We start from the raw sequence: 24,726 nt of genomic DNA, 5'->3' as shown, positions 1-24,726 counted from the left end.
TTGTTGTGCTATTCTGGAAAGTGACATGAAAGTGAGGGGAATTATAGTGAAAATTAAAAAGTTATCATTAGGACAATTAGGAACAAATAGTTATTTGCTAGAAAACGCGCACGAACTACTCATTATTGATCCAGCAGGAGAACCTCAACGTTTAATGGCTGAAATTGATGTATTAGAAAAACAACCAGTCGCGATTCTATTAACGCATGCACATTTTGATCATATCGGAGCCCTGGACCAAGTGAGAAGTAGATACGGCGTCCCAGTATATTTACATGAAAGCGAGCATGACTGGCTGAGTAATCCGGCATTGAATGGATCAAAGTATTTCCCCGTGGAGGAAGTAATTTGTCAGCCTGCTGATAGGGTTTTAAAAGCTGGACCACTAAAAATAGGGTCATTTAACTTCGATGTTATAGAAACGCCAGGCCATTCACCTGGTGGGGTAGCTTTTATTTTTGCTGACATAAAAACAGCGGTTTCAGGGGATAGTTTATTTAAATCAGGAATCGGACGAACGGATTTGCCGTTAGGAGATTATGATACATTGATTACATCTATTAAAGAAAAATTATACAATTTACCTGATGCATACAGCATTTATCCAGGGCATGGTCCTGAGACGACAATTAAAGAAGAGAAAATGTCGAATCCGTTTGTTTAACATGAACAAGGCCTTACTTGCTTTCTAATAAGCAAGTAAGGCCTTGTTGACTGGGTAATAACGCCTAACTCTATAATGAGGTTCGGTTGAACTCTCAATATAAAGTAGATGCTGATCCTCGATAGTGTGAATGGCATATGTGGCATGTCCATGAGGAAAGTGAAGAGGGTTTGGCAATTCACTGATAGCCTCATGCATAGTCAAATGATTTATAACAGTTTGGTAAGTCATTTGATGTAATGAGTGATGTGTCAGTTGGGTGAGCTCTAATGAGCTAAACTGCTTTTCTGTATCATATAATATCATCGTTAATGATAAAGTACATAATAGTCCTTGAATTATAATTAACGTAAGCAATGTCATCGACCCAGCTTCATTCCTGATAAAACGGTTTAATTTTATCCTCAAACACCTCACCTGCTTCTGATAGGATGACTATGTGAATAATATCACTTCTAAAGACATTAAAATCCTTCACATTTTGTAATAGAACCTCATGACCGCTGTTATTTACCCGACGTCTAATTGACTGCTTATATTTCTCAATTGTCACACGATCTCCCGAAATCGTCGTCAGTTCCAACTTATCGTTTGTAATATTCACCGCAGTACTTGTTTGAATTTCTCGTTCCAATAGTCCGAAAAATTGATATACTTGAAATGAATGATAAGTTGTCGTCAATGTTATATGAGGAACAATCATGAATAATATCAATCCAGAAAGAATGGTTATCTGCATACTAATTAACAGCTCAATTAAAGTAAAGCCTTTAGTGTTTTGGTACATAATATATGCGGGCCACCTCTTCGCTATGTTGGATATTTGTGTATGTTGCTGTTACTTCAGTGAAGTGGGGATGGTGGGAGACGGTAACCACTGTATCATACGTTAGCAGTGTTACATTTCCACTCGTGCCGCTTTTTAGGGCGTAATCATATAAAGCGTGATGTATGCGGATATGATCTGCTTCTGTCCGCTGATTTAACTTGATGATTTGTTGAAGAGGTAAATGCACCATAATCATAATGGACAATAAAGATAAGATAAATAAGCTTTCTAATAAGAAAAAACCTTTATCGTTCTGTATAATTGACATAGCATCGCCCTTTTCCAAATGGAAATGTAATGGTGAATAAGTAGTGCTTTGTTAGAATAGTCATTGTACCCGGATGCTGCACTTGACCATTATTTGAAAAAGTCAGTTTGCTTTTAGTTGTAGGGAAGCGAACGTCCCACTCATTAGGGTAGGTCCTTTTAAATAAGTGTTTTTTGGAGGTCGTTTCACTTACCGTGTATAAATAATCAGAGGTGTAAAATTGGATATAAGGTAATTGACTAGACACTAAACTTTGTTTTTGTAAATATAGTACATCAATTTCAAATTGTTTATACCAACGCTCAAAGGTTTGTTTGTCTTGTGTTTTGTCTAAGTGATTGATACCAAAATAGGTAAACACTTGAATGATACTCAATACAATGAGCACTTCGACTAATGTAAATCCACCTGACCAGTTTTTTCTATTCACTAGTAAGTTTAACTTTTTTGTTTGTTGTGTCTGTAAAAATAAGCGGAGTCGTTGTACTGCTCATTAATTCTTCTTCAATATATTGACCGGAAATGAGTGCATCAAAATCAGCTGGGAAATAGTGGTGGTCGAGATAATAAGATTGGATCTGTGTATTTACAAAACCAACAACGGCTTCGTCTGAACGCCGGGTAATATTTTCTTGGTGATCGGCTAGTTTTGGCGTAATCAGTATTAGCAATAACGCAATAATACTCATGACAATAAGCATTTCAATTAAAGTAAATCCATTTTCATTCTTATACATAATAACGTCCTCCTAAATAGTTTGCATCATGTCAATCATTGGCAATAGTAAGGATAAGTAAATGAGCACAATGCTGACAGCGATCAAGGAAAAGATAATGGGTTGGATATACTGAAGCGTTTTTTCAATCATAAATGTTGTATCATCAATCGCCTCCTTCACAAAGATATTAAGAGATGTAGTAAGTAATTGGTGTGCTTCATTGGTCATAAATAAGTAACTCAGTTTTTCATTGAAAAAATCATGCTGAATTAAACTATTATACAGGGTAGAACCACCTGCAAGTGAATCAGCTAGTTCTGAGACAGATTGAGAAAAATAGCTGTTGTTGTTTGAATCTATTAAATGACCTAGTGCTTCTTTCGCTGAAAAATGTGCAGCTAATAAACTTTTATAATGCATAGCAAAAGTCACACTGTTGTAGTAAGCGCATATTCTTAATAATCGTGGCATGCAACGTATTAAATACATTTGCTGTTTTACCGATGTTTGTCGGTAGACGATAAAAGAGATTATGGACAAAAGTAGTAGAAAAATTAAGCTGAAGCGTAAAATGACAAATAACTTTGACACAAGAAATAATGCCAATGTGATTATTGTTGGTTCTGACTGACCTGTACTAAAGAGTTGTAAAAAGTTTGGGTAAATGTAGTGTTGGATAAAATATAGCATAAGAAGAAAACCTGAAATTAAAACAAGTGGGTACCGAATAGTTTTGATGAGTTGTTGTTTTAACTGGTGCTTTTTTTTAATGAGTTCAAGAGCTTGATGGATGCCACTAGCTAGTTCCCCGTGCAATAATCCATAGTAGGTATGGCTCACGATTTGAGGGTGGAAGCTTAGTCGTTTTAATGTGCTGTCTAATGTGTGACCATTACTTAATGATTGAAGGATATAATCAATTGTTTTTTTATGACTTGTATTAAAACGCATAATAATTAACGCCTCTTTTAACGAATAATGTGCATCTAATAATGTGCAAAGCCGCGTCATCATTAAGAGTTGATTTTGGATTGTTATATCTTTATGTTTAGTTTTAAACAAAACCATAAGCATAAGCCTTTCGTTTTAGCTGCCCGAAAGTCACATCACTCGCAAGAGATGTGTGTTGAGACTCGCAATATTGAAGCAGAGATGCCCCAGTTAAAAACTCAATTATAGCAGCCCGGGGATGTTCTTTATGATTAATTGAAATGAGCTCAGTAGCGCAAATCGCTAAAAGGTTTTGCGTAAGATCAACGGGCTTGATGCCCATTTCTATTAAACGATGAATTGTGCCTTTGGCATCTTTTGCATGTAAAGTCGAAAAAACAAGATGCCCTGTATAAGCAGCGTGAAAAACAAAAGCAGCTGTTTTATGATCTCTAATTTCTCCTACCATTAATATATCGGGATCGTGTCTTAGGGCTGCTTTTAAGCCGGTTTGATATGTCATGCCACTTTTTTCATTTATTTGCACTTGTACAAAATGGTTTAAATCTTTTTCTATGGGATCTTCAAGTGTGATGGTTTGGTAAGATTGCTCTTTTAAAAGCGTTTCAATTAGACTGTATAAGAGGGTTGTTTTTCCCGACCCAGTTGGACCTGTTAGCAGGACAATACCAGAAGGTTTTTGAATCAAAGATTTCAGTCTTGTTACTTGATAATTAAATAAAAGTAGTTTATTTAGTGGTAGTATATCATTATGAGGTAATATTCTTATAGCTAAAGACTCTTCTTGTCTTACGGGTAGTGTAGAAAGTCTTAAGTCGAGTTTCGTATCTTCGACATTCAATGTTACGACACCATCTTGTGGTAATCTAGTTTCACCAACATCCATTTGCGCTTGGAATTTCAAATGGTTTAGTAGTGCTTTATAGTGAGGTAATAAAAGCGTTTTATATATATGACGCTGTCCGTGTACGCGTAAATAAACATGTGTTGATGTGTCACAGGGGACAAAATGAATATCGGTAACATTTTCTTTGAGCGCAAATAAAATAACATTATTTAAGAAACGATCTGAACTATACATGCCTTCACCTCTATAATCTATTGTTGGTTACGATAATAGGTGAAAAAACCACAGACGGCAAGCGTGTGAGAGCTGTTTCATGAAGTATTATTTTGAAATTGACGAAGTTTCTAGCGACAATTTCAGGCAGGTAGTATTATTTCCTGAAAAAATGTATAATTATTCAGATAATATTTAAATGCATTAAATTTAAAAAGGGGGAGCTGTATGCAACGAATTTATTTGGTAGGATTTATGGGAAGTGGAAAATCAACTGTAGCTAAGGCATTAGCAAAAGTGTCAAAGATGTCAATGTTTGATTTAGATAAGGTTATCGAACAAAAAGCGGGACAACGTATTTCTGACATTTTCTACGCACATGGGGAGGCATTTTTCAGAAAACTTGAACATGATGCGCTATTAGAAACTACAAAACAAACCGGCATCATCTCAACGGGAGGCGGGATTGTTGAAAGAGAAGACAATCGCAATATTCTATCACAACAGTATGTCGTTTTTCTTGAAACGGCGTGGACGGAAATTGTTGAACGCTTAAAAGATGATCAAGAACGTCCATTATGGCATCAAGACTTAGAAGTGAAAAAGCAACTATTTGATCATAGGCAAGTACTTTATAAAGAAGTCAGTCAATTTGTCATTAATACGACTTATCGCTCGCCTGAAAATATCGCACAAGCTATATTAGAAAATATTCATAAATAAGACAAGCTCATCCAAATAGGATGAGCTTGTCTTGTTGGTCATTTCGATGTTTTTTTAATTTTACCTTTCCAATCTTTATAGCCACCTTTTAGGTCATAAAGTTCGGTGTAACCATTTTTGTAAAGTAACCAAGCAGCACGCTGAGATCGTGAACCAGATTGACAGTAAAGGTAAATAGGCATATCTTTGCGCAGCTCTTTCATGCGTTGTTTTAATTGTGTAACAGGAATATTTCGCGCGCCCCAAATGTGTCCGCCATCAAATTCTTTTTGTTCGCGTACATCAATCAATTGGGCTTTACGATAGCCTTCTCTAAAATTTTCTTCTGAGAGTGTTGTGAGTATTTTTCTTGTTTTAAAGTATCGATAGAGTGTATAACCGATGTAGGCTAAAGCAAGGACAAGAAGTGCAATCCAATCCCAGGCAAGCGCAAGTGTATAATTCATAGTAAAATCCCCTTTTTTTCAGTCTGCGTCTATTATACGACTTTTCACCGAAAAAGTGAACCGTTTTCTTTTAAGTGAAATGTACATTTCATGTGACTAATTGATTAATTCTGCAAACGAAGCTTTACTTATGATAAAATAAAATGGTAAGCTTGAATGTGCTGTTTAAAATTAAGATGTATAATAGAAAGTGAGGGATGATGATGCCAACACCTAGTATGGAAGATTATATTGAACAAATCTATTTATTAATTGAATCGAAAGGCTATGCGCGAGTCTCTGATATCGCTGATGCTCTATCTGTTCATCCTTCCTCTGTAACTAAGATGGTAAAAAAATTAGATAAAGACGAATACTTGAATTATGAGAAATACCGCGGATTAATCTTAACCGCAAAAGGTAAAAAAATAGGTAAACGTCTTGTTTATCGACATGATTTGTTAGAACAATTTTTAGAAATTATCGGTGTCGATAAGGAAAATATTTATGATGATGTAGAGGGGATTGAGCATCATTTAAGTTGGAATTCTATCGATCGTATTGGTGATTTGGTGCAATACTTTGAAGCAGATAAAAAGCGGGAGCAAGCATTAAAAGAATTAAGAGAAAAACAACTATCGAAAGAATAAAAAATGTCGGTCAAGTTCATAGTCGCAAAGTAAAACGTACTTTGTGACTAAACTTCACCGGCATTTATTATAGTTTATAATGTCATTTTTTTATGAGTATCTTTATTCCCATCAATCACGCGTAAGTGAGAAGTTTTTTTATGTCTTTTTTTATGTTTGCTTACGGGTCTTTTCTTTGCTTGTGCATAACTTCCAGTCGGTTTTTGCGCATACTTTTTCTTTGATTGCTTCACTGCTTTACGGTACTTTTTTATTTCATTTGAGTTGTGGCGCTTTAAAAAGAAAGTATGGACAATAGCATAAATAATTCCGATGGTTATAGCGGTTATTATAATATTTCTAATTAAGCTGTTAAAATCCGTTAGGAATGTGGAAACTAAACCTACTACAGCAAGTCCAAATAGGATGTACATCCAAATTGGTTGATGTCGCTTCATATTAACCCTCTCCTTGTCTAGTATATGTATTACTACTTTTCCCAAGTTACACTGTTTTTAATCCTTAAACCTTTAATATTTTCAAAAAACTTATCCTGTCGCGATCGGATATGAAACTATAAAAACAGCATATAATATGATACACTATATAGGTTAATTAATAAAAGGGAAGTGACAAAATGGAAAAAATAAAAAGACTGCGTGATACGCTCAAGCAGCGTGAAATCGATGGTTTAATCGTAACAAATCCTTTCAATCGCCGATACATAAGTGGCTTTACTGGTACCGCGGGTGTGGTTTTGATTACACAAGATAAACAACTATTTATTACGGATTTTCGATATATGGAACAAGCAACAGCGCAAGCAGTTGGTTATGACGTAATAGAGCATAAACAATCGTTAATAAAAAAAATAGCGGAAATTATTGAAGCATTAAACATAAACAATGTTGGTTTTGAAGAAGATGATATGACGTATCAAACGTATAAAACTTATGCGGATGAAATTGGTGTGGATCTTATTCCTACTTCAGGTATTATTGCGACGATACGCATGATAAAAACGGAAGATGAACTGAAGATTATGGAGCAAGCAGCTGCCATTTCTGATCGTGCTTATGAACACATTCTAACCTTTGTAAAACCAGGCATGACAGAAATTGAGGTCTCAAATGAATTAGAATTTTTCATGCGACAACAAGGAGCAACGTCTTCAAGCTTTGACATTATTGTTGCATCTGGGAAACGCTCTGCCTTACCTCATGGTGTTGCAACGGATAAACAGATTAAGACAGGAGAACTTGTGACGCTGGATTTTGGTGCACTTTACCAGGGTTATTGTTCTGATATGACGCGCACCTTTGCTGTCGGGGAAATTTCAGATGAGCTAAAGAACATTTACGATACGGTCTTAGAAGCTCACTTACGAGGTATTAAAGGAACGAAACCTGGTATGACTGGGAAAGAAGCGGACGCATTAACGCGTGATTATATTAAAGAACAAGGATATGGTGAATACTTTGGACATGGGACGGGACACGGATTAGGCATGGAAGTGCACGAAGGTCCTCGCTTATCACCGCTAGGGGATATAGTCTTGGAAGAAAATATGGTTGTCACTGTAGAACCAGGTATTTATGTGCCCGACGTTGGTGGCTGTCGTATTGAGGATGATATTGTGATGACGAAAGATGGTAATCGTAGCTTGAATAAAGCACCGAAAGAGCTTATTATAGTATAGTTAGAAATAAAAGAGATATTTAGGAGGATTTAAATGATTTCAGTGAATGATTTTAAGACGGGTTTAACAATTGAAGTTGATAATGATATTTGGCAAGTACTTGAGTTTCAACACGTGAAACCAGGAAAAGGCGCAGCTTTTGTACGTTCGAAATTGCGCAGTTTACGTTCTGGTAACATCCAAGACAAAACATTTCGTGGCGGGGAAAAAGTAGCCAAGGCACATATTGACAATAGAAAAATGCAATATCTATATGCAGCTGGTGAAATTCACACATTTATGGATATGGAATCTTATGAGCAATTAGAACTCAGCGAAAAGCAAATTGAATATGAATTAAAGTTTTTAAAAGAGAATATGGAAGTGAACGTTATCTCTTATGGAGGAGAAATATTAGGAGTATCCTTACCAAATAACGTAGAACTTGAAGTAGCTGAAACAGAACCAGGAATCAAAGGTGATACGGCAAGTGGAGGTTCGAAGCCAGCCATTATGGAAACAGGACTAACAGTTCAAGTGCCTTTCTTTGTTAACCAAGGGGATCGCTTAATTGTCAGCACAACGGACGGTAAATACGTTTCTAGAGCTTAAAACAACATAACACATCAAACAATTGTGAGGACACTAACAATTGTTTGATGTGTTTTTTCATGTTTAAAGACTTCCTCGCATAAGCTATATCGATAGGATATGGTTTATAGGGGAGGATGTCATGCTACCAAAAGATGTGCACGTTTTATTTCAAAAGGATGTCATTGATTTAATCGAAAAATATGAGAAGCCATTAGGAGCCATCGAAGAGATTCGCGCACGTCTTAATCAACCACTGGAATGTATGTATAAACGGGGGTATCAATTATTGCCATATGAGATGCATCAGCACGTGTTTAAAGAGCTGCTGGATAACTTGTTTGTATCTTCGCGGTATCGTTATGCTAGAGAATTAAAAGAATGTTTTATTACTTTACCTGGGGGGCATCGTGTCGGACTAGCGGGAGATATCATTATGAATAATCAAGGAATTGACCACCTTGAGATTATCACTTCTTTAAACATACGTATTCATCAATTGCAGCGTATATCTTTTAACATCTCTCATCGCCAGCTATTTGTCGATTCACAGTATGCTAGTACGCTTATTATCGGTCCGCCTAACGCGGGTAAAACCTCATTATTAAGAATGTTGGTTCAATCAATTAGTCAAGATGTTTCGCCCTTTTCTAAAAAGATTTGTGTCATCGATGAACGAAAAGAAATAATGCCTCCACTCCTTAGTAAACCAAATGCCTGTGCACGAGTCGATCACCTCTCTGGTTGTCCGAAACATCTTGCTATTCCATTGATGATTCGCTCCATGTCACCAGATATTATCATCGTAGATGAAATAGCAACTAATCATGATGTCACCGCTCTTTTAGATGGCATGAAGGCAGGAATCAGCCTTATTTGTACAGCGCATGCATCAAGTTATCAAGACCTGGCTTCTCGTATGTTTTTTAAAGTCTTACTCTCAGAACGATTGTTTGATCGTGTTATCGTTCTTTCTTCGACAAAAAAGGGAGAACTTCAACTAATCAATCTTAAAGAAAGTGTGTGAAAGACATGTCTGTCATCCTCTTGGTGCTAGTTTTTACTTGCACGACGCTACTAGGTTGCCTTAAAGCCGCTCAATTAAACACGAGACAACATACGTTAAAAGATTGCCAACACTTTTTCCGTTTGCTACACAGAGAAATGTCTTACCATCAAAAGCTTATTGATGATTACTTGCTTGAATATAGTCGTCACTATCGGGGAAGGTTTTCGACCTTTATAGCCGATGTTATTCGTCAAGAAGGGACATTTGCTCACCGATTTAGTGAGACACTACATCAATATCAAGGAGTATTAGCTTTGACACGCAGTGATTTTGTTATATTGGAGGAATTTAGTCGGACGGTAGGAACAGTAAGCATGGATATTCAAATGGCACACTTAAAATTTCTAATCGATTACTTTGAGATTGAATATCAAACACTCTTAAAAAAAGTTGATCAGAAATTACATCTATATGTTCTAACAGGTATTTTAATCGGCGGCATGTGTGTCATTTTATTGTGGTAAGCGAAAACCGCTTTTTGCTGAAAGAAAGGTAGGTTTATAACAGAAGGGAGGCCAGTGATGGGGGACACAACTATCATATTTCAAATTGCCGGTATTGGTATTATTGTAGCCATGATTCATACTATTTTAAAACAGTTGGGTAAAGAAGAATATGCGCAATTTATTACACTGGTTGGTTTCATCATTGTCCTGATGATGGTGATTAACCAATTGTTGCAGTTATTCAACCGGATCCAACAAGTGTTTCTTTTTTAAGTGATGATGGAATGGCTACGCCTCATTTTACTCATCGTTGTAGGACATTTATTTCGACTCTTATTAAAGGACCAGGCCCCGTTATTTAGTTTTGCGATTGGCATTGTCGTATTTATCTTTGTTTATCTATACATAATCGAGCCACTTGCACATGTGTTTAATCTGTTACATCAGTTTATTGTCATGTCCGGAGTTAAAACAACGTATTTGGTCACGATTATAAAAATGATGAGTATCAGTTATATTGTTCACTTTTTTCAGTTACTACTTAAAGATACGGGCTCTGAAGCACTTGGATTACTTGTGGAACTCGTAGGGATGGTGATGCTCTTAGTCATTGCTGTGCCTGTCATTGAAGATGTCCTTGTATTTATCGTTGCTTTGCTGGATTGAAGGAGATAACATGTCGCAAAAAAAAAGGTCCTTGATGTTGCTGTTAATGTGTCTAATGGTATTTATAAGCTTTATGCCCGTCGTTCTTGCAAGTGAGCCATTAGATGCGTCATCTTATCAAAGTTTAATTGAAGAACTCACACATGATTTAACGGTATCAACTGATCAGCCATGGTCGTTAAGTGAGTACCTTGCTGGTAATACAACGTTTTCATTAAGTCACTATATACAATCACTTGTTCACATGTTTTTTGATGAAACAGTCAAAAGTTTTCAATCAATGCAAACCATTATCGTCTATTTATTATGTGGCTTGATTTTCAGCGGCTATTTTTCAGAAGGATTACCGCCGCTTGTTAAGTCGGTGAGTGTATTGGCTTTAAAATTATTAATAGTAAAGGAATTAGTGACAATTGAATCTTATGTATCTGCTACTGTTATTGAGACGATAGACACAATGTATGGTTTTGTTATCGTCTTACTCTCATCTATAAACGGTTTAGCTGTGACAACCCAACCATTGTCGATGGTTAGTTCGTTAAAACCGCAACAGATATTGTTGTTGCCTTTGGCTTTAAACTTTCTAAAGCACGTCATCTTACCCGTTATTCAATGGCAGTTTTTAGCTTCTGTTTTAGGTCAATTATCTAAATTAGAGGCCTTAGAATACGTAGGTGAAAAAATGACGCACGGTTTAAAACTAATCCTTTCCTTGTGCTTAAAAATTTATTTTTCTTTTCTCATGCTAAGCAGTAGTTTTCGCTTCTTTCAGACGCGCCTATCCTTCATGCAAGGAAAGCATTTGCTAAGTCAAGTGTATTCGATGACCCAACATTGGTTTAAAGAGACAGCGGAAGTGGCTTTCTTAACTTTAAATATTTTACGAGATGCTTTAAGTGTTTATGGTGTGATGACACTGCTTATTTTAGTGGCAATCCCTTTGATAAAAATAGTGAGCATTTATCTCGTTTTACTCCTCTTTGATAGTTTAATTCAGGCGTTTAACCGTTCTGAAATATCAATGGCATTAACTGTGTTGATTAGAACTATAAAGCTGTTTTTGCACGCGCTGATGACTTTTAGTTTTTTGTTTGTGGGTAACATTTTAGTTATTATTCTTTTTGCCCAATTTTTTAAAACCTGATCAAAGAAGGGATTATTTGTGCTTAAAGAACAACTGATGCAATGGGTGATTCTTGCGCTATTTATCGCGCTTATCAGGGCAATGATACCAAATCATCGATACAAATCCATAATTGAACACACACTCTACATGATCTTCATTTTAACGATCGCTTTCTCTTTATCCGAGTGGATCGGTTATGTATCAATAGATGTTACAAAGTCGTTGCAATCTGTAGTTGCTGATGATTACATACACGACAAATACCAACAGCTAGGAGAGGATTTACTTGTTCAATCATCACTCGCTCAAATTGAATTAGATACTCGTGCCTTTCTCACAGAACAATTACCATTAAACATTCTTCATATTGAGATGACACTTCAAGATAATACCCATTCGCTTAACATGCTAATAACAGTTGATGGAGAAGTGACGGATCAACAGATCTATGAGACCAGGCTACAGACTTATCTGATGGAACGTTATCACATGCTGACGGTTGACGTATCGTTTCAACTGCAAGGGAGTGAGAAAGGTGAATAAAGTGTCCATTTTTGCTTATGTGAAACAGTTTATTCAACAATCGCCGGACGAACAAATAAAAAAAATAGTCTTTTTGTTAGTTGTTATCATAATAATGTTCATGTTAAATCGATTTCTCCCGCTAAGTACGACGACTCAGACAGAACATAGTGATCAATCATGGAATGTTCAACCGTTTTATACGTTAGAGACATACTATGAAACACGCTTAAAGGAAGCGTTAAGTGTATTTGGGGATGAAACTGTTGTGGATGTCCTCATCAATTTTGACGGTACGGAAATAACACATTATTTAATGAATATGGACGTGACCTATTCTGAGACACGTACTACTACTCATGATGATAGTCAAGATAAGCAATCAACAAAAAATGATAAATCGACTGTGGTCATGGAAGAGAAAGATAGAAGTCGATCACCCGTGGAATTTGAAACGACGAAACCGAAAGTGCAAGGTGTTCTTATAGTTATTGAAGGTCCTTATAGCAACGCTTTGAAAAAGAGCTATACAGATATAGCGAGTAAATATTTATCAGTCAGCCCCCACCGCGTAGCGGTTCAATTTAAAGGAGGAAGATCGAAATGAAAAAACAAACGGTTTGGTTATTGACGCTATTTAGTTTAATGGTTGTTTTAAGTGTATATTATTTAAACCAATCAACAGACGATAGTTTCTTATCATTGACTCCTCATCAAGATGAACTGTCATTGGTTCCAAATGACCCACAAGAAACAATAACACAAGAAGGTTCAAAAGACTTAGTTCCGAGTGCGATGGAAGATGATTTATTCTCGTTTATTCGATTAGAGATGAGTGCTGAACGCGGGGAACGTTTAGAACAGTTGGAGACTGTTCTTGCACAGTCTGATATCTCATCAAATGAAAAGTGGCAAGCTTTTGAAGAGATTGATCGCATTAACCAACTTGAAACGAATGAAATCATTCTAGAAGAGACCTTGAAAAATCGCTACGAATTTAATGATGTGTTAGTAAGAACACTAGATGAAGCTGTTGTTGTTTCAATAAGAACCGAAGTATTAACGAAAACAACAGCCAATCAAGTGATGCGAGATATTTATGATGAGGTTGGTCCAATCAGAGTAGAAATTAAACATTATCCTCCTGAATCTGACGAGAATAATTAATAGAATATTACCGTAACTTTCTATAGTAGGCATCGAGTGTTGAATATTAAAAAGAATACTTAATAATCTGTTATATCTAACTGTCAAAAGCTCATTTACTTATGTTTTTGACAGTTTTCACTATAAAAAAGTATGAGCTACATGATAAAATGTATATAAAGGATGTAGGCTGTTCATTATAGAATTTTCAATCGCGTGTTGAACTTTTTGTGAACATAGACTAAAATGTTAAGAGTAAGATTTAGTACCTGTTATTAAAAATAAGTAATAAATTCGAAACGAAACTAATAAGGAGTGTCAAAACAATGTTTACTATATCAGAATTAAAACAGCTTATTGAAGCATTAGATCAATCAACGGTTAATGAATTGTCACTAGAACAAGAAGGACAAAAGTTAAAACTTAAAAAACAGATGACGTCATCTATGGCGCCTTCACAACACCCCCTAGTATATCAGGCATCACCAGAGCCACAGTCAGTTCCAATCCAAACACAACAAGAGGAAGAAGCAACTGATCTAAACATATCAGAACCAGCATATGACCATGTGCTTAAATCACCGATGGTAGGTACATTCTACTTACAAGCCTCACCTGAAAGTGAACCATATGTGCGCGTCGGTGATGTTATTGGACAAAATACAACCCTTTGTACAATTGAGGCTATGAAATTATTTAATGAGATAGAGGCAGAGGTTGACGGTGAAATTGTAGAAATTTTAGCGGAAAATGGCGAACTTGTTGAATACAATCAACCTCTATTTGGCATAAAAACAAAGTAGAGGGGGAGACTAAATGATGATACAAAAAGTACTCATTGCTAATCGTGGTGAAATTGCGGTAAGAATTATTCGCGCGTGTAAAGAATTGGGGATTAAATCTGTTGCCGTCTTCTCTGAAGCCGACCGTGAATCACTACATGTTCAATTAGCAGACGAAGCATATTGTATTGGCCCAGCCAATAGTCAAGACAGTTATTTAAATTTTACGGCCATTATGAGTGTAGCAAATTTAACGGAAGTTGACGCAATTCATCCTGGTTATGGTTTTTTAGCAGAGAATGCAGATTTTGCAGAAATTTGTGAGAAGTGCCATATTACCTTTATTGGTCCAAGTGTTCATGCCATTCAACAAATGGGGACAAAAGATGTGGCGCGTGAAACAATGAAGCAAGCTGGTGTTCCAGTTGTTCCTGGTTCTGAGGGCATCATACATTCAGAGGAAGAAGCAATCACTGTCGCTAATCGCATCGGCTTTCCTGTTATTATTAAAGCTACAGCTGGTGGTGGTGGTAAAGGCATTCGCATCGTGCGTGAACCAGAAGGTTTGCTTAAAGCGATTCGTGTAACCGAACAAGAGGCAGAGAAGTCTTTTGGTAATCCTGGCGTTTATATTGAAAAGTTTATAGAAGATTTTTCACATGTAGAGATACAAGTACTAGCCGATAACTTTGGAAATGTGATACACTTAGGTGAGAGAGATTGTTCTATCCAACGTCGAATGCAAAAATTAATTGAAGAGACACCATCACCAGCTATTAATGAAAAGACGCGTGAAGAAATGGGGCTAGCAGCAGTTAATGCTGCAAAAGCAGTTGATTATGCAGGTGCTGGTACGGTGGAGTTTATCTTTGATAAAGCAAAACAGACGTTTTACTTTATGGAGATGAATACGCGGATCCAAGTAGAGCATCCCGTAACAGAAATGGTTACAGGCGTCGATTTAATAAAAGAGCAGATTTTGATTGCAAGTGGTGAAAAATTATCCCTTACTCAGGAAGAAGTGGTTTTTAACGGATGGGCGATAGAATGCCGTATTAATGCAGAAGACCCATTCAGGTCGTTTATGCCAACGCCGGGACAAATTGAATCATATTTGGCGCCTGGTGGATTAGGTGTAAGAATTGATTCCTTTGTTTATCCAGGGTATAAGATTCCGCCTTTCTATGATTCGATGGTAGCGAAATTGATTGTCCACGGAAAGACCCGTATTGAGGCAATCAACCGAATGAAGCGTGCACTAGATGAGTATTTCATCGAAGGTATAAAAACGACCGTGCCATTTCACCAGCGGGTGATGCAACATCCTGTCTTTTTGTCGGGAGATTTTAACACTAAATTTTTGGAAGATTATCCAATTATGGACGAACGAAGCGACGACTAAGCGGAAGAACAACTCGATTAACATTAAAGGGGTCGATTCAAATGAGTGAACAATCATTGAAAGTAAGTGAAGATTTAAAATTAGGTAAAGTTGAAATCGCGCCTGATGTCATCGAAGTCATCGCCGGTATTGCTACAAACGAAATTAAAGGTGTTTATTCAACACGTGGGAATTTTGCTGTAGGTGTAGCGGAAAAGTTCGGATTAAAATCACACAGTAAAGGCATTAAAGTTGAATTAACGGATGCCGGTGTTGCTATTGATGTGTTCGTTGTTCTCGATTATGGTGTGACAATTCCAGTCGTTGCTCAAAAAGTACAAACGAATATCCGAGAGACGCTAAAAAATATGACTGCTCTAGATATTCAAGAAGTCAACGTACATGTTGTCGGAGTGCAAATGGATAAAGAGCAAGACGATCAAGTAAAGGAATAAGAACTTAAGAAAAGGAGCATGTGTTTGTTGACATGTTCCTTTTCTCTACCCATTCATTCTAAGTGGTTTGGTTATGTGTTAATGACTTTTAGTAATTAATTGTTGTTTTATCATTAATTCTGCTTATCAACATTGAGGATGTGTGATAAGATAAAAACTTAGTGGAGAAGAATTTGTTTTTGAACGAGGAGAATATAAATGAAACGACGATTAGCGAGAGAAAAAGCATTTCAAGTACTATTTTCATTAGATAATGAAGATTTTAATGTAGAGGAAGCTATTGCATTAAGTATGGAAGATGAAGAAATGGATGCATTTTTATCAGCACTTATCTATGGTGTTGTTGAGAACAAACAAATTATTGACGAAAAGATTGATAAGGTATTAGAGCATTGGTCATTTAAACGCTTGGCGATGGTAGAAAAAACATTGTTACGTATTGCCACGCATGAGATTGATTCTGCTTTAGCTACACCTGTAGGTGTGGCAATTAATGAATCGGTCGAACTTGCCAAAGTTTACGGAGATGAAAAATCCGGAAAATTCGTCAATGGTGTGTTATCTAAATTATATAAATAGACAAAGGGGATGACGGTTTGGTAGCAGAGGTTATTTATGGAGATCAATTAGCAGCATCTTTACGTGAAGAAATGAAAGAGGAAGTGACAAAGTTAAAGGCATCGGGGATTAGTCCTAAACTTGTTGTTGTCTTAATTGGCGATGACCCAGCCTCAAAATCTTACGTTTCTGGTAAACAAAAAGCAGCAGATTTTATTGGGATTGATTCTGAATTAATCAGCTTGCCAAGTACAACAGAAGAAAAAAGTTTACTTGAATTGATTGAGCGATTAAATAATGACCAAAGCGTTCACGGTATTTTAGTTCAATTACCATTACCTAAACAAATTAACGAGCAAGCAATCATCGAAGCGATTGATCCTAGTAAAGATGTTGATGGCTTTCATCCGATCAGTATCGGTCGTATGTTGACACAACAAGAGACATTTTTGCCTTGTACGCCTTACGGAATTGTTACGATGTTACAATCAAAAAACATCGACATTGCAGGGAAACATGCGGTCATTGTTGGTCGCAGTAATATTGTAGGAAAGCCTGTAGGCCAATTGCTGTTGAATGAACACGCGACAGTATCGTATTGTCACTCAAGAACGAAAGACTTATCTGCCATAACAAAACAAGCGGACATTTTAATTGTTGCTGTTGGTCGAGAAAAAATGATTGATGCATCATTTATTAAACCAGGGGCTGTTGTGATTGATGTGGGTGTTAACCGAACAAACGAGGGGACATTAACGGGTGATGTTGACTTTGAATCTGCTAAAGCAGTTTCATCCTATATTACGCCAGTACCTAAAGGTGTTGGGCCTATGACGATTACGATGTTAATGAAGAATACGATTCAAGCGGCTAAAGCACATAATAAAAAGAAGTAAGGTGTTTAGATGACCGAAAAAATGCTAACGGTGACTGCTCTCACCCGTTATATTAAACATAAATTCGAAACAGATCAACATTTGCGTGCCTTTTGGTTAAAAGGAGAAATTTCAAATTTTAAACACCATAATCGAGGTCATATGTATTTAACCTTAAAAGACCAAGGCGCACAAATACAAGCAGTTATGTTTCAAGGCTATAATCGACAATTAGCGTTCACACCTGAAAATGGTATGGACGTTCTTGTTCGAGGAGAGATAAGTGTCTATGAGCCTCAAGGTAAATATCAGCTATATATCCACGAAATGATACCTGACGGTGTAGGTGCTCTTCATTTGGCTTATGAACAACTTAAAGAAAAACTTGAAAAAGAGGGTTTATTTGATGCCTCACGTAAGAAGCCTTTACCAAAGTTCCCAAAACATATTGCTGTTCTGACTGCGAGAACAGGGGCTGCTGTTAGAGATATATTATCGACACTAGAAGCACGCTATCCCGTAGCTAAAGTTACAGTCTATCAAACGCTTGTACAAGGAAATCAAGCTAAAGAAGATATTGTGAAACGGTTGAACCAAGTGAATGCGGCTGAGGAAGCAGATGTGATTATTCTTGGTCGTGGTGGTGGTTCAATAGAAGACCTTTGGCCTTTTAACGAAGAAGCAGTCGCGCGAGCGATTGCAGCGTCTGTTATTCCAGTTATTTCAGGTGTGGGTCATGAAACAGACGTTACTATTACGGATTTCGTTAGTGATTATCGCGCCCCAACGCCAACAGGGGCTGCCGTAGCGGTTGTTCCGGAACTTTCTCAAGTGAAGCAGGCTTTAGTTAACAACAAAGCTAAAATGGATCAACGCATGAAACAAATGCTTACGGTAAGAACAGACGCTTTAGTAAGGCTAAAGGCGAGTTATGCCTTTAAATATCCTAAAAGACTTGTGATGGAAAAAGAACAGAAACTCGATCAATTATTAGAGCGCTTATCAAGGAAAATAGAACAGCGCTTGGAAAATGAGCGAGTAAGCCTTGGCTTTTTGTCACAGCGATTAAAAGTAACGGCATTCCAACAGCGGTTAAAACAAGAACGAGTGGCTTTTAATAAACAAAAAACATTGCTAGATAAAGCTATGCTTGAGCAAATCAACAAGAAACAATTTGCTTTTGATAAAGTTGTTGAAGCGTTGGATTTAATCAGTCCTTTAAAAACAATGCAACGCGGTTACAGTTTAGTTTATCGTGAAGATTCAACACTGATAAAAACAGCAAAAGATGTAAGTGTTGGTGAGCGTATACGTGTCAAACTTTCAAAAGGATCACTTAACTGTCTCGTTGAAAGTGAAGAAGAGTAAATGAAACAGAAAGAGGTTGAATTATGGCGGAAGAACGTAAATTTGACGATGTATTAAAAGAATTAGAAACGATTGTAACAAAGCTTGAAGAAGCAGACGTCCCATTAGAAGATGCCCTCAATTACTATCAAAAGGGAATTGAGCTTTCTAAATGGTGTGACGATCGATTAAAGTCTGTTGAAAGACAAGTTGTTGACTTAATTGACGAAAATGACCAAGTAAGGGCGTTTGATAGTGAGGATAGCGAATGATGACAGTTGATGCTATCGTAAATGACTATAAAGCAATGATAGACAGTCAATTGGCGACGTTGTTTGACCAAGTAACTATGAATCTTAAAATTAAAGAAGCGATGGCGTATTCGTTAAATGTTGGTGGAAAACGTGTGCGCCCGCTGCTCATGTTACTAACGGCAGAAGCATTCGGTACATCTACAGAAAAGGTAATGCCTGTTTGTCTTGCGCTTGAGTGTGTACATACCTATTCCTTGATTCACGATGATTTACCAGCGATGGATGATGATGATTATCGTCGAGGACAGTTAACTAATCATAAAAAATTTGACGAAGCAACAGCAATCCTCGCTGGTGATGCTCTATTGACATACGGCTTTCAGCTTATTAGTGAAGCAGAACTTTTGACAGATGAGGAAAAGGTACATGCGATGAAACGTCTAAGTCAAGTGAGTGGTCCCGGTGGGATGGTCGGTGGACAAATGTATGACTTAACTTATGAGAACAAGACTATTTCTCTTGAACAGCTAGAAGAAGTGCATGACTTAAAAACAGGTCAACTATTAATTTACGCCTTAGAGATGGGAGCGTATTTAAGTGGACAGTCTGACCACGTTATTCAAGCGTTAAAGCGTGCAGCTAAGGCTATTGGACTCACTTTTCAAATTCAAGATGATATTTTAGATGTGATTGGTGATGAACAAGTATTGGGAAAAAAAGTAGGCAGTGATGAGTTAAACGAGAAAAGCACTTACCCTAAATTGTTAGGTTTAAGTGGGGCTAAAAATGAAAAAAATATCTTTGTCGAAGAGACTAAGAAACAGTTAGCACTGGCTGGTATTATGGATGCGCCGTTACGCGATTACGTCTTAAAATTGAGTCAAAGAGAGCATTAATTTTACGCCACCGATAAACTTCAATTAATGGTCAAATATTATTATTTTTGTTATACTGTAATCAGTTGGAATGGTGCAGTATTCTAGTCGGCTCTCCGTTTCTGAAGGCAGGGCTAAAAATCTGCCAAAGGGCACATCGATGAAGTTTCTTGTGGCGGCTTGAGGCGCCCAGCCTTGGGTCGGTGCTGGAAGTTAAGGTTGTAGGGCGATCCACAATGGCATGTGGGCGTTGACCCTACTTCCGCGGAGGCCCATCTCTGTCGTGCCTTTTTAGCTAAGAAGCATGGCGGAATGGGGTATGAACCTGTTAAGTGGGTCAATTGGGATACCAACTGACAGCGTAGCCTGCCTTGAGTGATGACTGAGGGGATTACAGCTTTTAGCTAGCCTGTATTTAGGTGGCCACTAAATAGGGTTAGTTGTCTGTATGAAATTGGTGTTGCAAAAGAGGCTAGGAAGCGGTTAAGAGTTGTTGAGGAAAACTCCTAGACTGTTCAATAGACATTTATTAGGGATTATAGTGCGGGCTAAGTGGCAATCCAGTCTAGCGTACGGTGACGTAGCTAAGGTGCAATTAAAGGGGAACCGCCAAGATGGCAACATCTGGTTTGTGCTTGGGAAAACCTACTGGACCTAAGCCGCAGTTTTTACTTAATAAATGACCATTCCACTACATATAGAATATAAATGAGGTAGAATATTTATGGCGAAAGCAACATCTCAAATAAAAAAAACGCTCAAGTTTAGTATAAGTATTGCCGTTATCACCTTTGTGTTAGCGGCAATTTTTTCAGTTATCTCATCCTCCGTACTAGGTGGAGTAGGATGGCTTATTGGCTTGTTTATTGTTTTTATCATTGTGTTATTAGGTGTATTGTTTGATACACTAGGCGTTGCTTCTACTGCGGCAATTGAAACACCGTTTCATGCGATGGCAGCTGAAAAAGTTTATGGAGCAAAAGAGGCTGTAGTTATTGTGAGAAACGCTGATAGGTTTGCGAGTTTTTGTAATGATGTTGTTGGAGATATTTCTGGTATTATCAGTGGTACAGCGTCAGCAATTGTGGTCCTTCAATTAGCGCGACTTTTTGGCTATGGGGAAGGTAGTTTCATTCAAATAACTATTAATGTCTTTCTCACCAGTGTTGTTGCCGCTTTAACAGTAGGCGGAAAAGCGATAGGGAAGTCGATTGCAATGACATACGCGACCAATATTATTTTAGTCGCTGGGAAGATTTTAGCCTTCTTAGATCATCGGTTTAAAATTAAACTGATTAAGAAATAATATGATTATATTACAGAAAAGGAACGATGTCATGAAAGTAAATAAAGTAAGACTAGATATATTACTAGTGGAGCGAGGCCTATGTGAAACAAGAGAAAAAGCAAAGCGAGCGGTGATGGCAGGACTTGTCTACTCAGAGACGTTAAGACTAGATAAACCAGGGGTTAAAGTAAATGACGATATACCTTTAACTGTAAAAGGTAATGTGATGCCCTACGTTGGTCGTGGTGGACTAAAATTAGAAAAGGCGTTAGCCTATTTTAATTTAGATATTACCGGACGTACGATGCTGGATATCGGATCATCAACAGGAGGCTTTACGGATTGTGCTCTGATGAACGGCATAAAGCTAAGTTATGCTTTAGACGTAGGGTATAATCAACTGGCATGGAAGCTTCGAAATGATCCGCGTGTGATTGTGATGGAAAGAACCAACTTTAGACATGCAACACCGGCATTGTTTATAAAGGGCTTACCAGACTTTGTGACAATTGATGTGTCGTTTATCTCCTTGCGTTTAATTATGCCACCTCTAAAAGATATTTTAGTGATGAATGGCGATGCTATCGTGCTAATTAAGCCGCAATTTGAAGCTGGAAAGAGTCAAGTGGGTAAAAAAGGGATTGTAAGAGACATGGCAGTACACAGGGATGTTCTTGAGAGAACGCTTACTTTCATGATGGCTGAAGGTTTTTCAATACTTGATTTAACGTATTCACCTATTACCGGTGGTGACGGTAATATCGAATTTTTAGTTCATATTAAACGTACAGAAAAAAACGAGACAATCGCTGATTGGCCTGAGCTTATTGAGAAGACAATCGTCGATGCACATCAATCGTTAAGTAAGTAAACAGAGAGGTTGGCGAACAATGAATAAAGGACAGCGTCATATTAAAATTCGAGAATTTATTACAAGTAATGAGATAGAAACACAAGATGAACTTGTCGATGCGCTAAGAGAAGAAGGGTACCCTGTCACACAAGCAACAATTTCACGAGATATTAAAGAGCTGCACTTAGTGAAAGTACCCACATCAGAAGGACGCTATAAATATAGCTTACCGGCTGATCAACGTTTCAATCCGTTAGAAAAATTAAAAAGATTAATGCGTGATGCCTTTGTCCGCATTGACAAAGCAACGCACTTTTTGGTCATAAAAACACTTCCTGGAAATGCCAATGCTCTCGGTGCTTTAATAGACAACTTAGACTGGCCAGAAGTTCTTGGCTCTATTTGTGGTGATGATACAATATTGGTTATTTGCCGTGATGTTGCTGTGACTGATGAGATAGAACAACGCTTTTTAGCGATGCTGTAGATTTTGTAGACGGGAGAGACCAACATGTTAACAGAGCTATCAATTAGGGATTTCGCGATTATTGATCATTTACAACTGCAATTTAAAGAAGGTTTAACAGTTTTAACTGGGGAGACGGGCGCAGGAAAATCGATTATTATTGATGCCATTCAGTTATTGGCTGGCGGCCGTGGTTCAGTTGAGTTTGTTAAACATGGCGCTAAGAAAGCTTCTTTAGAAGGCTTATTTGCGCTGGATGATCTTAAGCATCCCGCTTATAAAATTGCAGAAAATTACGGTGTAGAAATTGATGAGGCTGTAATCATTCTTCACCGAACGATTTCTGATTCAGGCAAAAGTATTTGCCGCGTCAATGGGACACTCGTCACATTAGGCATTTTAAAAGAATTTGGTCGTATCTTAATTGACATTCACACGCAACATGAAACGCAATCACTTATGAATCAGGAAGTACATATTGAATTATTAGATCTTTTTGACCAACAAGGCATCGGCCAGGCTTTAGAAGATTACCAAGATGTGTATCGACAGTGGAAAAAGCTAAAAGATCGCCTGCTTAAATTACAAACGAATGAACAAGATATTATTCAACGTTTAGATCTATTAAAGTTCCAACTAAATGAATTGCAATCAGCCGAACTTGTACCGAACGAAGACGTAGAACTCAACCTTGAGCGAGATAAATTAAGTCATGCAGAAAAAATCTTTGCTGGGGTAACAGAAGCCTATCAGGCAATCACAGAAGAACAACGTGCCAATGACTGGCTTACACTTGCTCAAACAGCCTTGGTTGATGCAAGTGATTATGATGCAAGTTTAGGTGACGTGAAAAATACGTACCTGGAAGCTTTTTATATGATTGAAGATGTCACTTATCGTCTAAGAGATTATTTGGATGCGTTTGAATTTAATCCGGATCGATTAAACATGATTGAGTCTCGTTTAAATGAATTATCGCGTTTAATGCGAAAATATGGCACAAGCGTGGATGAGATGATTGAATATCAAGCGAAAATCAGTGATGAAATTGAACAACTAGAAGACAGAGATGGTTCATTATCACGTTTGAAAGAACAAGTAGAAAATAAAGTGCACGATGCTGCTCTTGAAGCTGAACAGTTACACCATTTAAGAATGAAAGCAAAAGAGGCGTTAGAAATTGCTATGCGAAACGAACTGGCAGATTTATATTTAGAAAAAGCGAAATTTCAAGTGGAAATTAAACTAAAGCAAAATATGAACCAAGTAAAAGATCATGTTGATCACATTAAATTAAGTTCTAATGGTAATGATCACGTGCAATTTTTGTTATCAACTAATCCAGGAGAACCCATTAAACCTTTAAATAAAGTAGCCTCAGGTGGAGAGCTCTCACGAATCATGTTAGCATTAAAAAAAATATTTGCTAAGCATCAAGGAATAACCAGTGTTATTTTTGATGAAGTTGATACGGGAGTTAGTGGCCGTGTAGCACAAGCTATCGCAGAAAAAATCGCCTCAATTGCGAGTGGTTCACAGGTGCTCTGTATTACACATTTACCACAAGTGGCTGCTATGGCTGACACCCATGTTTTGATTGAGAAAAAGCAAACGGATAATCATACCCATACGACAGTAAACGAGTTAACTATCGATACAAGGACGGATGAATTAGCCCGCATGATGACAGGAAAAGAGATAACAGAAACATCCCGGGCACATGCGCTCTCATTAATTGAATATGCAGAGGAATTTAAAAAAATATAATAAATGACGACGGTCACCTTACATCATGTAAGGTGGCTTTTTTACGTGCGACCGGCATGGAAAAAAGTGTTGGAATAGCTTGATGAGCCCTGACCTTCACCAAGTACTTTCAAATGATCGCTTATAAATTAAAAAATACTTAAATTATTAAACAGCTTTATACAGACGCACACTTACGATGGTGTGAGAGGTTGGTAGGTAAAATAATCACCTACCTCCTACTCGATCTTTTTATACGTAAACTTGATTAGTAAATGCTGCTAGCTTTACTTATCATTACAATGAGTAATTGCATCAATTTTGACATAAGCTA

Annotated in this window: 34 protein-coding genes; 25 read left to right on the top strand and 9 right to left on the bottom strand. The window is 37.3% G+C overall.

Going from position 1 to position 24,726, the window contains the following annotated elements; genetic code table 11:
* Positions 1–46 precede the first annotated feature (46 nt).
* A complete protein-coding gene (locus tag BM163_RS04635) occupies positions 47–664 on the top strand; it encodes an MBL fold metallo-hydrolase (RefSeq protein ID WP_089800735.1) in 618 nt (205 codons plus the stop codon).
* Between the two features lie 24 nt (positions 665–688).
* On the opposite strand, the gene BM163_RS04630 is transcribed toward BM163_RS04635, so the two are convergent.
* The 7 genes from BM163_RS04630 to comGA are packed head-to-tail and all read right to left on the bottom strand — an operon-like array spanning position 689 to position 4,512.
* Positions 689–1,027, bottom strand: a complete 339-nt coding sequence (locus BM163_RS04630) for a competence type IV pilus minor pilin ComGG (protein ID WP_089800733.1) — start codon at positions 1,025–1,027, stop codon at positions 689–691.
* Between the two features lie 10 nt (positions 1,028–1,037).
* Positions 1,038–1,451, bottom strand: coding sequence for a competence type IV pilus minor pilin ComGF (locus BM163_RS04625; protein WP_089800731.1), 414 nt, complete (start codon positions 1,449–1,451; stop codon positions 1,038–1,040).
* Complete coding sequence (locus BM163_RS04620; RefSeq protein WP_089800729.1) at positions 1,435–1,761, bottom strand: hypothetical protein; 327 nt, start codon at positions 1,759–1,761, stop codon at positions 1,435–1,437. The genes BM163_RS04625 and BM163_RS04620 overlap by 17 nt, the downstream gene beginning before the upstream one ends.
* On the bottom strand, positions 1,739–2,191 hold the full coding sequence (comGD, locus tag BM163_RS04615; RefSeq protein ID WP_089800727.1) for a competence type IV pilus minor pilin ComGD: 453 nt from the start codon (positions 2,189–2,191) through the stop codon (positions 1,739–1,741). The genes BM163_RS04620 and comGD overlap by 23 nt, the downstream gene beginning before the upstream one ends.
* Positions 2,184–2,498, bottom strand: a complete 315-nt coding sequence (comGC, locus tag BM163_RS04610; protein ID WP_089800725.1) for a competence type IV pilus major pilin ComGC — start codon at positions 2,496–2,498, stop codon at positions 2,184–2,186. Before comGC ends, comGD begins: the two co-directional genes overlap by 8 nt.
* A 12-nt stretch (positions 2,499–2,510) precedes the next feature.
* Positions 2,511–3,548, bottom strand: coding sequence for a type II secretion system F family protein (locus tag BM163_RS04605; RefSeq protein WP_170243707.1), 1,038 nt, complete (start codon positions 3,546–3,548; stop codon positions 2,511–2,513).
* Entirely contained in the window at positions 3,535–4,512 is a 978-nt protein-coding gene (gene comGA / locus BM163_RS04600) for a competence type IV pilus ATPase ComGA (RefSeq protein ID WP_089800721.1), read from the bottom strand. The genes BM163_RS04605 and comGA overlap by 14 nt, the downstream gene beginning before the upstream one ends.
* A gap of 207 nt (positions 4,513–4,719) precedes the next feature.
* On the opposite strand from comGA, the gene BM163_RS04595 reads away from it, so the two are divergent.
* On the top strand, positions 4,720–5,214 hold the full coding sequence (locus BM163_RS04595) for a shikimate kinase (protein WP_089800719.1): 495 nt from the start codon (positions 4,720–4,722) through the stop codon (positions 5,212–5,214).
* 38 nt (positions 5,215–5,252) lie between these two features.
* Here BM163_RS04595 and BM163_RS04590 read toward each other — a convergent pair whose 3' ends face one another.
* Complete coding sequence (locus BM163_RS04590; protein WP_089800717.1) at positions 5,253–5,660, bottom strand: rhodanese-like domain-containing protein; 408 nt, start codon at positions 5,658–5,660, stop codon at positions 5,253–5,255.
* 203 nt (positions 5,661–5,863) lie between these two features.
* Between BM163_RS04590 and mntR the strand changes: the two genes are divergently transcribed.
* Entirely contained in the window at positions 5,864–6,289 is a 426-nt protein-coding gene (gene mntR / locus BM163_RS04585; protein ID WP_089800715.1) for a transcriptional regulator MntR, read from the top strand.
* Between the two features lie 74 nt (positions 6,290–6,363).
* Here mntR and BM163_RS04580 read toward each other — a convergent pair whose 3' ends face one another.
* Positions 6,364–6,726 carry an SA1362 family protein gene (locus tag BM163_RS04580; protein ID WP_089800714.1) on the bottom strand — a complete coding sequence of 121 codons (363 nt, stop codon included), beginning with the start codon at positions 6,724–6,726 and terminating at the stop codon, positions 6,364–6,366.
* Positions 6,727–6,905: 179 nt separating this feature from the next.
* Between BM163_RS04580 and BM163_RS04575 the strand changes: the two genes are divergently transcribed.
* The 22 genes from BM163_RS04575 to recN all read left to right on the top strand — a co-directional run bounded on the left by BM163_RS04575 (position 6,906) and on the right by recN (position 24,413).
* On the top strand, positions 6,906–7,967 hold the full coding sequence (locus BM163_RS04575) for a M24 family metallopeptidase (protein ID WP_089800712.1): 1,062 nt from the start codon (positions 6,906–6,908) through the stop codon (positions 7,965–7,967).
* A 33-nt stretch (positions 7,968–8,000) separates the two neighbouring features.
* On the top strand, positions 8,001–8,558 hold the full coding sequence (efp, locus tag BM163_RS04570; RefSeq protein WP_089800710.1) for an elongation factor P: 558 nt from the start codon (positions 8,001–8,003) through the stop codon (positions 8,556–8,558).
* A gap of 121 nt (positions 8,559–8,679) precedes the next feature.
* Positions 8,680–9,564, top strand: a complete 885-nt coding sequence (locus BM163_RS04565; protein WP_089800708.1) for an ATPase, T2SS/T4P/T4SS family — start codon at positions 8,680–8,682, stop codon at positions 9,562–9,564.
* A 5-nt stretch (positions 9,565–9,569) separates the two neighbouring features.
* On the top strand, positions 9,570–10,070 hold the full coding sequence (locus tag BM163_RS04560) for a stage III sporulation protein AB (RefSeq protein WP_143088183.1): 501 nt from the start codon (positions 9,570–9,572) through the stop codon (positions 10,068–10,070).
* Positions 10,071–10,127: 57 nt separating this feature from the next.
* Positions 10,128–10,325, top strand: a complete 198-nt coding sequence (gene spoIIIAC, locus BM163_RS04555; protein ID WP_062319188.1) for a stage III sporulation protein AC — start codon at positions 10,128–10,130, stop codon at positions 10,323–10,325.
* Positions 10,326–10,328: 3 nt separating this feature from the next.
* Positions 10,329–10,718, top strand: a complete 390-nt coding sequence (locus tag BM163_RS04550; protein WP_143088182.1) for a SpoIIIAC/SpoIIIAD family protein — start codon at positions 10,329–10,331, stop codon at positions 10,716–10,718.
* 10 nt (positions 10,719–10,728) lie between these two features.
* Positions 10,729–11,862, top strand: a complete 1,134-nt coding sequence (locus BM163_RS04545; protein ID WP_170243705.1) for a stage III sporulation protein AE — start codon at positions 10,729–10,731, stop codon at positions 11,860–11,862.
* 18 nt (positions 11,863–11,880) lie between these two features.
* Positions 11,881–12,387 (top strand): hypothetical protein, encoded by a 507-nt coding sequence (locus BM163_RS04540; protein WP_089800699.1) that lies wholly within the window; start codon positions 11,881–11,883, stop codon positions 12,385–12,387.
* Positions 12,380–12,973 carry a SpoIIIAG-related protein gene (locus BM163_RS04535; RefSeq protein WP_089800697.1) on the top strand — a complete coding sequence of 198 codons (594 nt, stop codon included), beginning with the start codon at positions 12,380–12,382 and terminating at the stop codon, positions 12,971–12,973. Before BM163_RS04540 ends, BM163_RS04535 begins: the two co-directional genes overlap by 8 nt.
* Complete coding sequence (locus BM163_RS04530; protein ID WP_089800695.1) at positions 12,970–13,533, top strand: SpoIIIAH-like family protein; 564 nt, start codon at positions 12,970–12,972, stop codon at positions 13,531–13,533. Before BM163_RS04535 ends, BM163_RS04530 begins: the two co-directional genes overlap by 4 nt.
* A gap of 305 nt (positions 13,534–13,838) precedes the next feature.
* The gene (gene accB / locus BM163_RS04525) at positions 13,839–14,315 is read left to right on the top strand and encodes an acetyl-CoA carboxylase biotin carboxyl carrier protein (protein WP_089800693.1); all 477 of its coding nucleotides are present in this window, start codon (positions 13,839–13,841) and stop codon (positions 14,313–14,315) included.
* Positions 14,316–14,331: 16 nt separating this feature from the next.
* Positions 14,332–15,696: an acetyl-CoA carboxylase biotin carboxylase subunit gene (gene accC, locus BM163_RS04520; RefSeq protein WP_089800834.1), complete on the top strand. Its 1,365-nt coding sequence runs from the start codon at positions 14,332–14,334 to the stop codon at positions 15,694–15,696.
* A gap of 41 nt (positions 15,697–15,737) precedes the next feature.
* Complete coding sequence (locus BM163_RS04515) at positions 15,738–16,130, top strand: Asp23/Gls24 family envelope stress response protein (protein ID WP_089800691.1); 393 nt, start codon at positions 15,738–15,740, stop codon at positions 16,128–16,130.
* Between the two features lie 198 nt (positions 16,131–16,328).
* Positions 16,329–16,709, top strand: coding sequence for a transcription antitermination factor NusB (gene nusB / locus BM163_RS04510; RefSeq protein ID WP_089800689.1), 381 nt, complete (start codon positions 16,329–16,331; stop codon positions 16,707–16,709).
* A gap of 17 nt (positions 16,710–16,726) precedes the next feature.
* The gene (gene folD / locus BM163_RS04505) at positions 16,727–17,584 is read left to right on the top strand and encodes a bifunctional methylenetetrahydrofolate dehydrogenase/methenyltetrahydrofolate cyclohydrolase FolD (protein WP_089800687.1); all 858 of its coding nucleotides are present in this window, start codon (positions 16,727–16,729) and stop codon (positions 17,582–17,584) included.
* A gap of 9 nt (positions 17,585–17,593) precedes the next feature.
* Complete coding sequence (gene xseA / locus BM163_RS04500) at positions 17,594–18,931, top strand: exodeoxyribonuclease VII large subunit (protein ID WP_089800685.1); 1,338 nt, start codon at positions 17,594–17,596, stop codon at positions 18,929–18,931.
* Between the two features lie 23 nt (positions 18,932–18,954).
* Positions 18,955–19,182, top strand: coding sequence for an exodeoxyribonuclease VII small subunit (xseB, locus tag BM163_RS04495; RefSeq protein ID WP_089800682.1), 228 nt, complete (start codon positions 18,955–18,957; stop codon positions 19,180–19,182).
* A complete protein-coding gene (locus BM163_RS04490; RefSeq protein ID WP_229675505.1) occupies positions 19,179–20,060 on the top strand; it encodes a polyprenyl synthetase family protein in 882 nt (293 codons plus the stop codon). The genes xseB and BM163_RS04490 overlap by 4 nt, the downstream gene beginning before the upstream one ends.
* A 703-nt stretch (positions 20,061–20,763) precedes the next feature.
* Positions 20,764–21,345, top strand: coding sequence for a hypothetical protein (locus tag BM163_RS04485; RefSeq protein WP_089800680.1), 582 nt, complete (start codon positions 20,764–20,766; stop codon positions 21,343–21,345).
* 31 nt (positions 21,346–21,376) lie between these two features.
* Positions 21,377–22,198, top strand: coding sequence for a TlyA family RNA methyltransferase (locus BM163_RS04480; protein WP_089800678.1), 822 nt, complete (start codon positions 21,377–21,379; stop codon positions 22,196–22,198).
* A gap of 19 nt (positions 22,199–22,217) precedes the next feature.
* Positions 22,218–22,667 carry a transcriptional regulator AhrC/ArgR gene (gene ahrC, locus BM163_RS04475; protein ID WP_089800676.1) on the top strand — a complete coding sequence of 150 codons (450 nt, stop codon included), beginning with the start codon at positions 22,218–22,220 and terminating at the stop codon, positions 22,665–22,667.
* A 24-nt stretch (positions 22,668–22,691) separates the two neighbouring features.
* Entirely contained in the window at positions 22,692–24,413 is a 1,722-nt protein-coding gene (recN, locus tag BM163_RS04470) for a DNA repair protein RecN (RefSeq protein ID WP_089800674.1), read from the top strand.
* Positions 24,414–24,726 lie beyond the last annotated feature (313 nt).

It is taken from the genome of Halolactibacillus alkaliphilus, from assembly GCF_900115465.1.
GTDB lineage: Bacteria > Bacillota > Bacilli > Bacillales > Amphibacillaceae > Halolactibacillus > Halolactibacillus alkaliphilus.
Note: the sequence above shows the minus strand (reverse complement) of the source record. Positions and strands in the feature narration are given on the sequence as shown.

Coding starts and splice junctions, on each gene's coding strand:
- BM163_RS04580 (WP_089800714.1), bottom strand. CDS start 6,726: ATGAAGCGACATCAACCAATTTGGATGTACATCCTATTTGGACTTGCT.
- mntR (WP_089800715.1), top strand. CDS start 5,864: ATGCCAACACCTAGTATGGAAGATTATATTGAACAAATCTATTTATTA.
- BM163_RS04515 (WP_089800691.1), top strand. CDS start 15,738: ATGAGTGAACAATCATTGAAAGTAAGTGAAGATTTAAAATTAGGTAAA.
- BM163_RS04630 (WP_089800733.1), bottom strand. CDS start 1,027: ATGACATTGCTTACGTTAATTATAATTCAAGGACTATTATGTACTTTA.
- BM163_RS04595 (WP_089800719.1), top strand. CDS start 4,720: ATGCAACGAATTTATTTGGTAGGATTTATGGGAAGTGGAAAATCAACT.
- BM163_RS04530 (WP_089800695.1), top strand. CDS start 12,970: ATGAAAAAACAAACGGTTTGGTTATTGACGCTATTTAGTTTAATGGTT.
- BM163_RS04590 (WP_089800717.1), bottom strand. CDS start 5,660: ATGAATTATACACTTGCGCTTGCCTGGGATTGGATTGCACTTCTTGTC.
- accC (WP_089800834.1), top strand. CDS start 14,332: ATGATACAAAAAGTACTCATTGCTAATCGTGGTGAAATTGCGGTAAGA.
- BM163_RS04575 (WP_089800712.1), top strand. CDS start 6,906: ATGGAAAAAATAAAAAGACTGCGTGATACGCTCAAGCAGCGTGAAATC.
- BM163_RS04620 (WP_089800729.1), bottom strand. CDS start 1,761: ATGTCAATTATACAGAACGATAAAGGTTTTTTCTTATTAGAAAGCTTA.
- BM163_RS04565 (WP_089800708.1), top strand. CDS start 8,680: ATGCTACCAAAAGATGTGCACGTTTTATTTCAAAAGGATGTCATTGAT.
- recN (WP_089800674.1), top strand. CDS start 22,692: ATGTTAACAGAGCTATCAATTAGGGATTTCGCGATTATTGATCATTTA.
- BM163_RS04625 (WP_089800731.1), bottom strand. CDS start 1,451: ATGTACCAAAACACTAAAGGCTTTACTTTAATTGAGCTGTTAATTAGT.
- comGC (WP_089800725.1), bottom strand. CDS start 2,498: ATGTATAAGAATGAAAATGGATTTACTTTAATTGAAATGCTTATTGTC.
- BM163_RS04490 (WP_229675505.1), top strand. CDS start 19,179: ATGATGACAGTTGATGCTATCGTAAATGACTATAAAGCAATGATAGAC.
- BM163_RS04485 (WP_089800680.1), top strand. CDS start 20,764: ATGGCGAAAGCAACATCTCAAATAAAAAAAACGCTCAAGTTTAGTATA.
- BM163_RS04545 (WP_170243705.1), top strand. CDS start 10,729: ATGTCGCAAAAAAAAAGGTCCTTGATGTTGCTGTTAATGTGTCTAATG.
- efp (WP_089800710.1), top strand. CDS start 8,001: ATGATTTCAGTGAATGATTTTAAGACGGGTTTAACAATTGAAGTTGAT.
- nusB (WP_089800689.1), top strand. CDS start 16,329: ATGAAACGACGATTAGCGAGAGAAAAAGCATTTCAAGTACTATTTTCA.
- xseB (WP_089800682.1), top strand. CDS start 18,955: ATGGCGGAAGAACGTAAATTTGACGATGTATTAAAAGAATTAGAAACG.
- BM163_RS04550 (WP_143088182.1), top strand. CDS start 10,329: ATGATGGAATGGCTACGCCTCATTTTACTCATCGTTGTAGGACATTTA.
- BM163_RS04560 (WP_143088183.1), top strand. CDS start 9,570: ATGTCTGTCATCCTCTTGGTGCTAGTTTTTACTTGCACGACGCTACTA.
- spoIIIAC (WP_062319188.1), top strand. CDS start 10,128: ATGGGGGACACAACTATCATATTTCAAATTGCCGGTATTGGTATTATT.
- accB (WP_089800693.1), top strand. CDS start 13,839: ATGTTTACTATATCAGAATTAAAACAGCTTATTGAAGCATTAGATCAA.
- comGA (WP_089800721.1), bottom strand. CDS start 4,512: ATGTATAGTTCAGATCGTTTCTTAAATAATGTTATTTTATTTGCGCTC.
- BM163_RS04480 (WP_089800678.1), top strand. CDS start 21,377: ATGAAAGTAAATAAAGTAAGACTAGATATATTACTAGTGGAGCGAGGC.
- ahrC (WP_089800676.1), top strand. CDS start 22,218: ATGAATAAAGGACAGCGTCATATTAAAATTCGAGAATTTATTACAAGT.
- xseA (WP_089800685.1), top strand. CDS start 17,594: ATGACCGAAAAAATGCTAACGGTGACTGCTCTCACCCGTTATATTAAA.
- BM163_RS04605 (WP_170243707.1), bottom strand. CDS start 3,548: ATGGTTTTGTTTAAAACTAAACATAAAGATATAACAATCCAAAATCAA.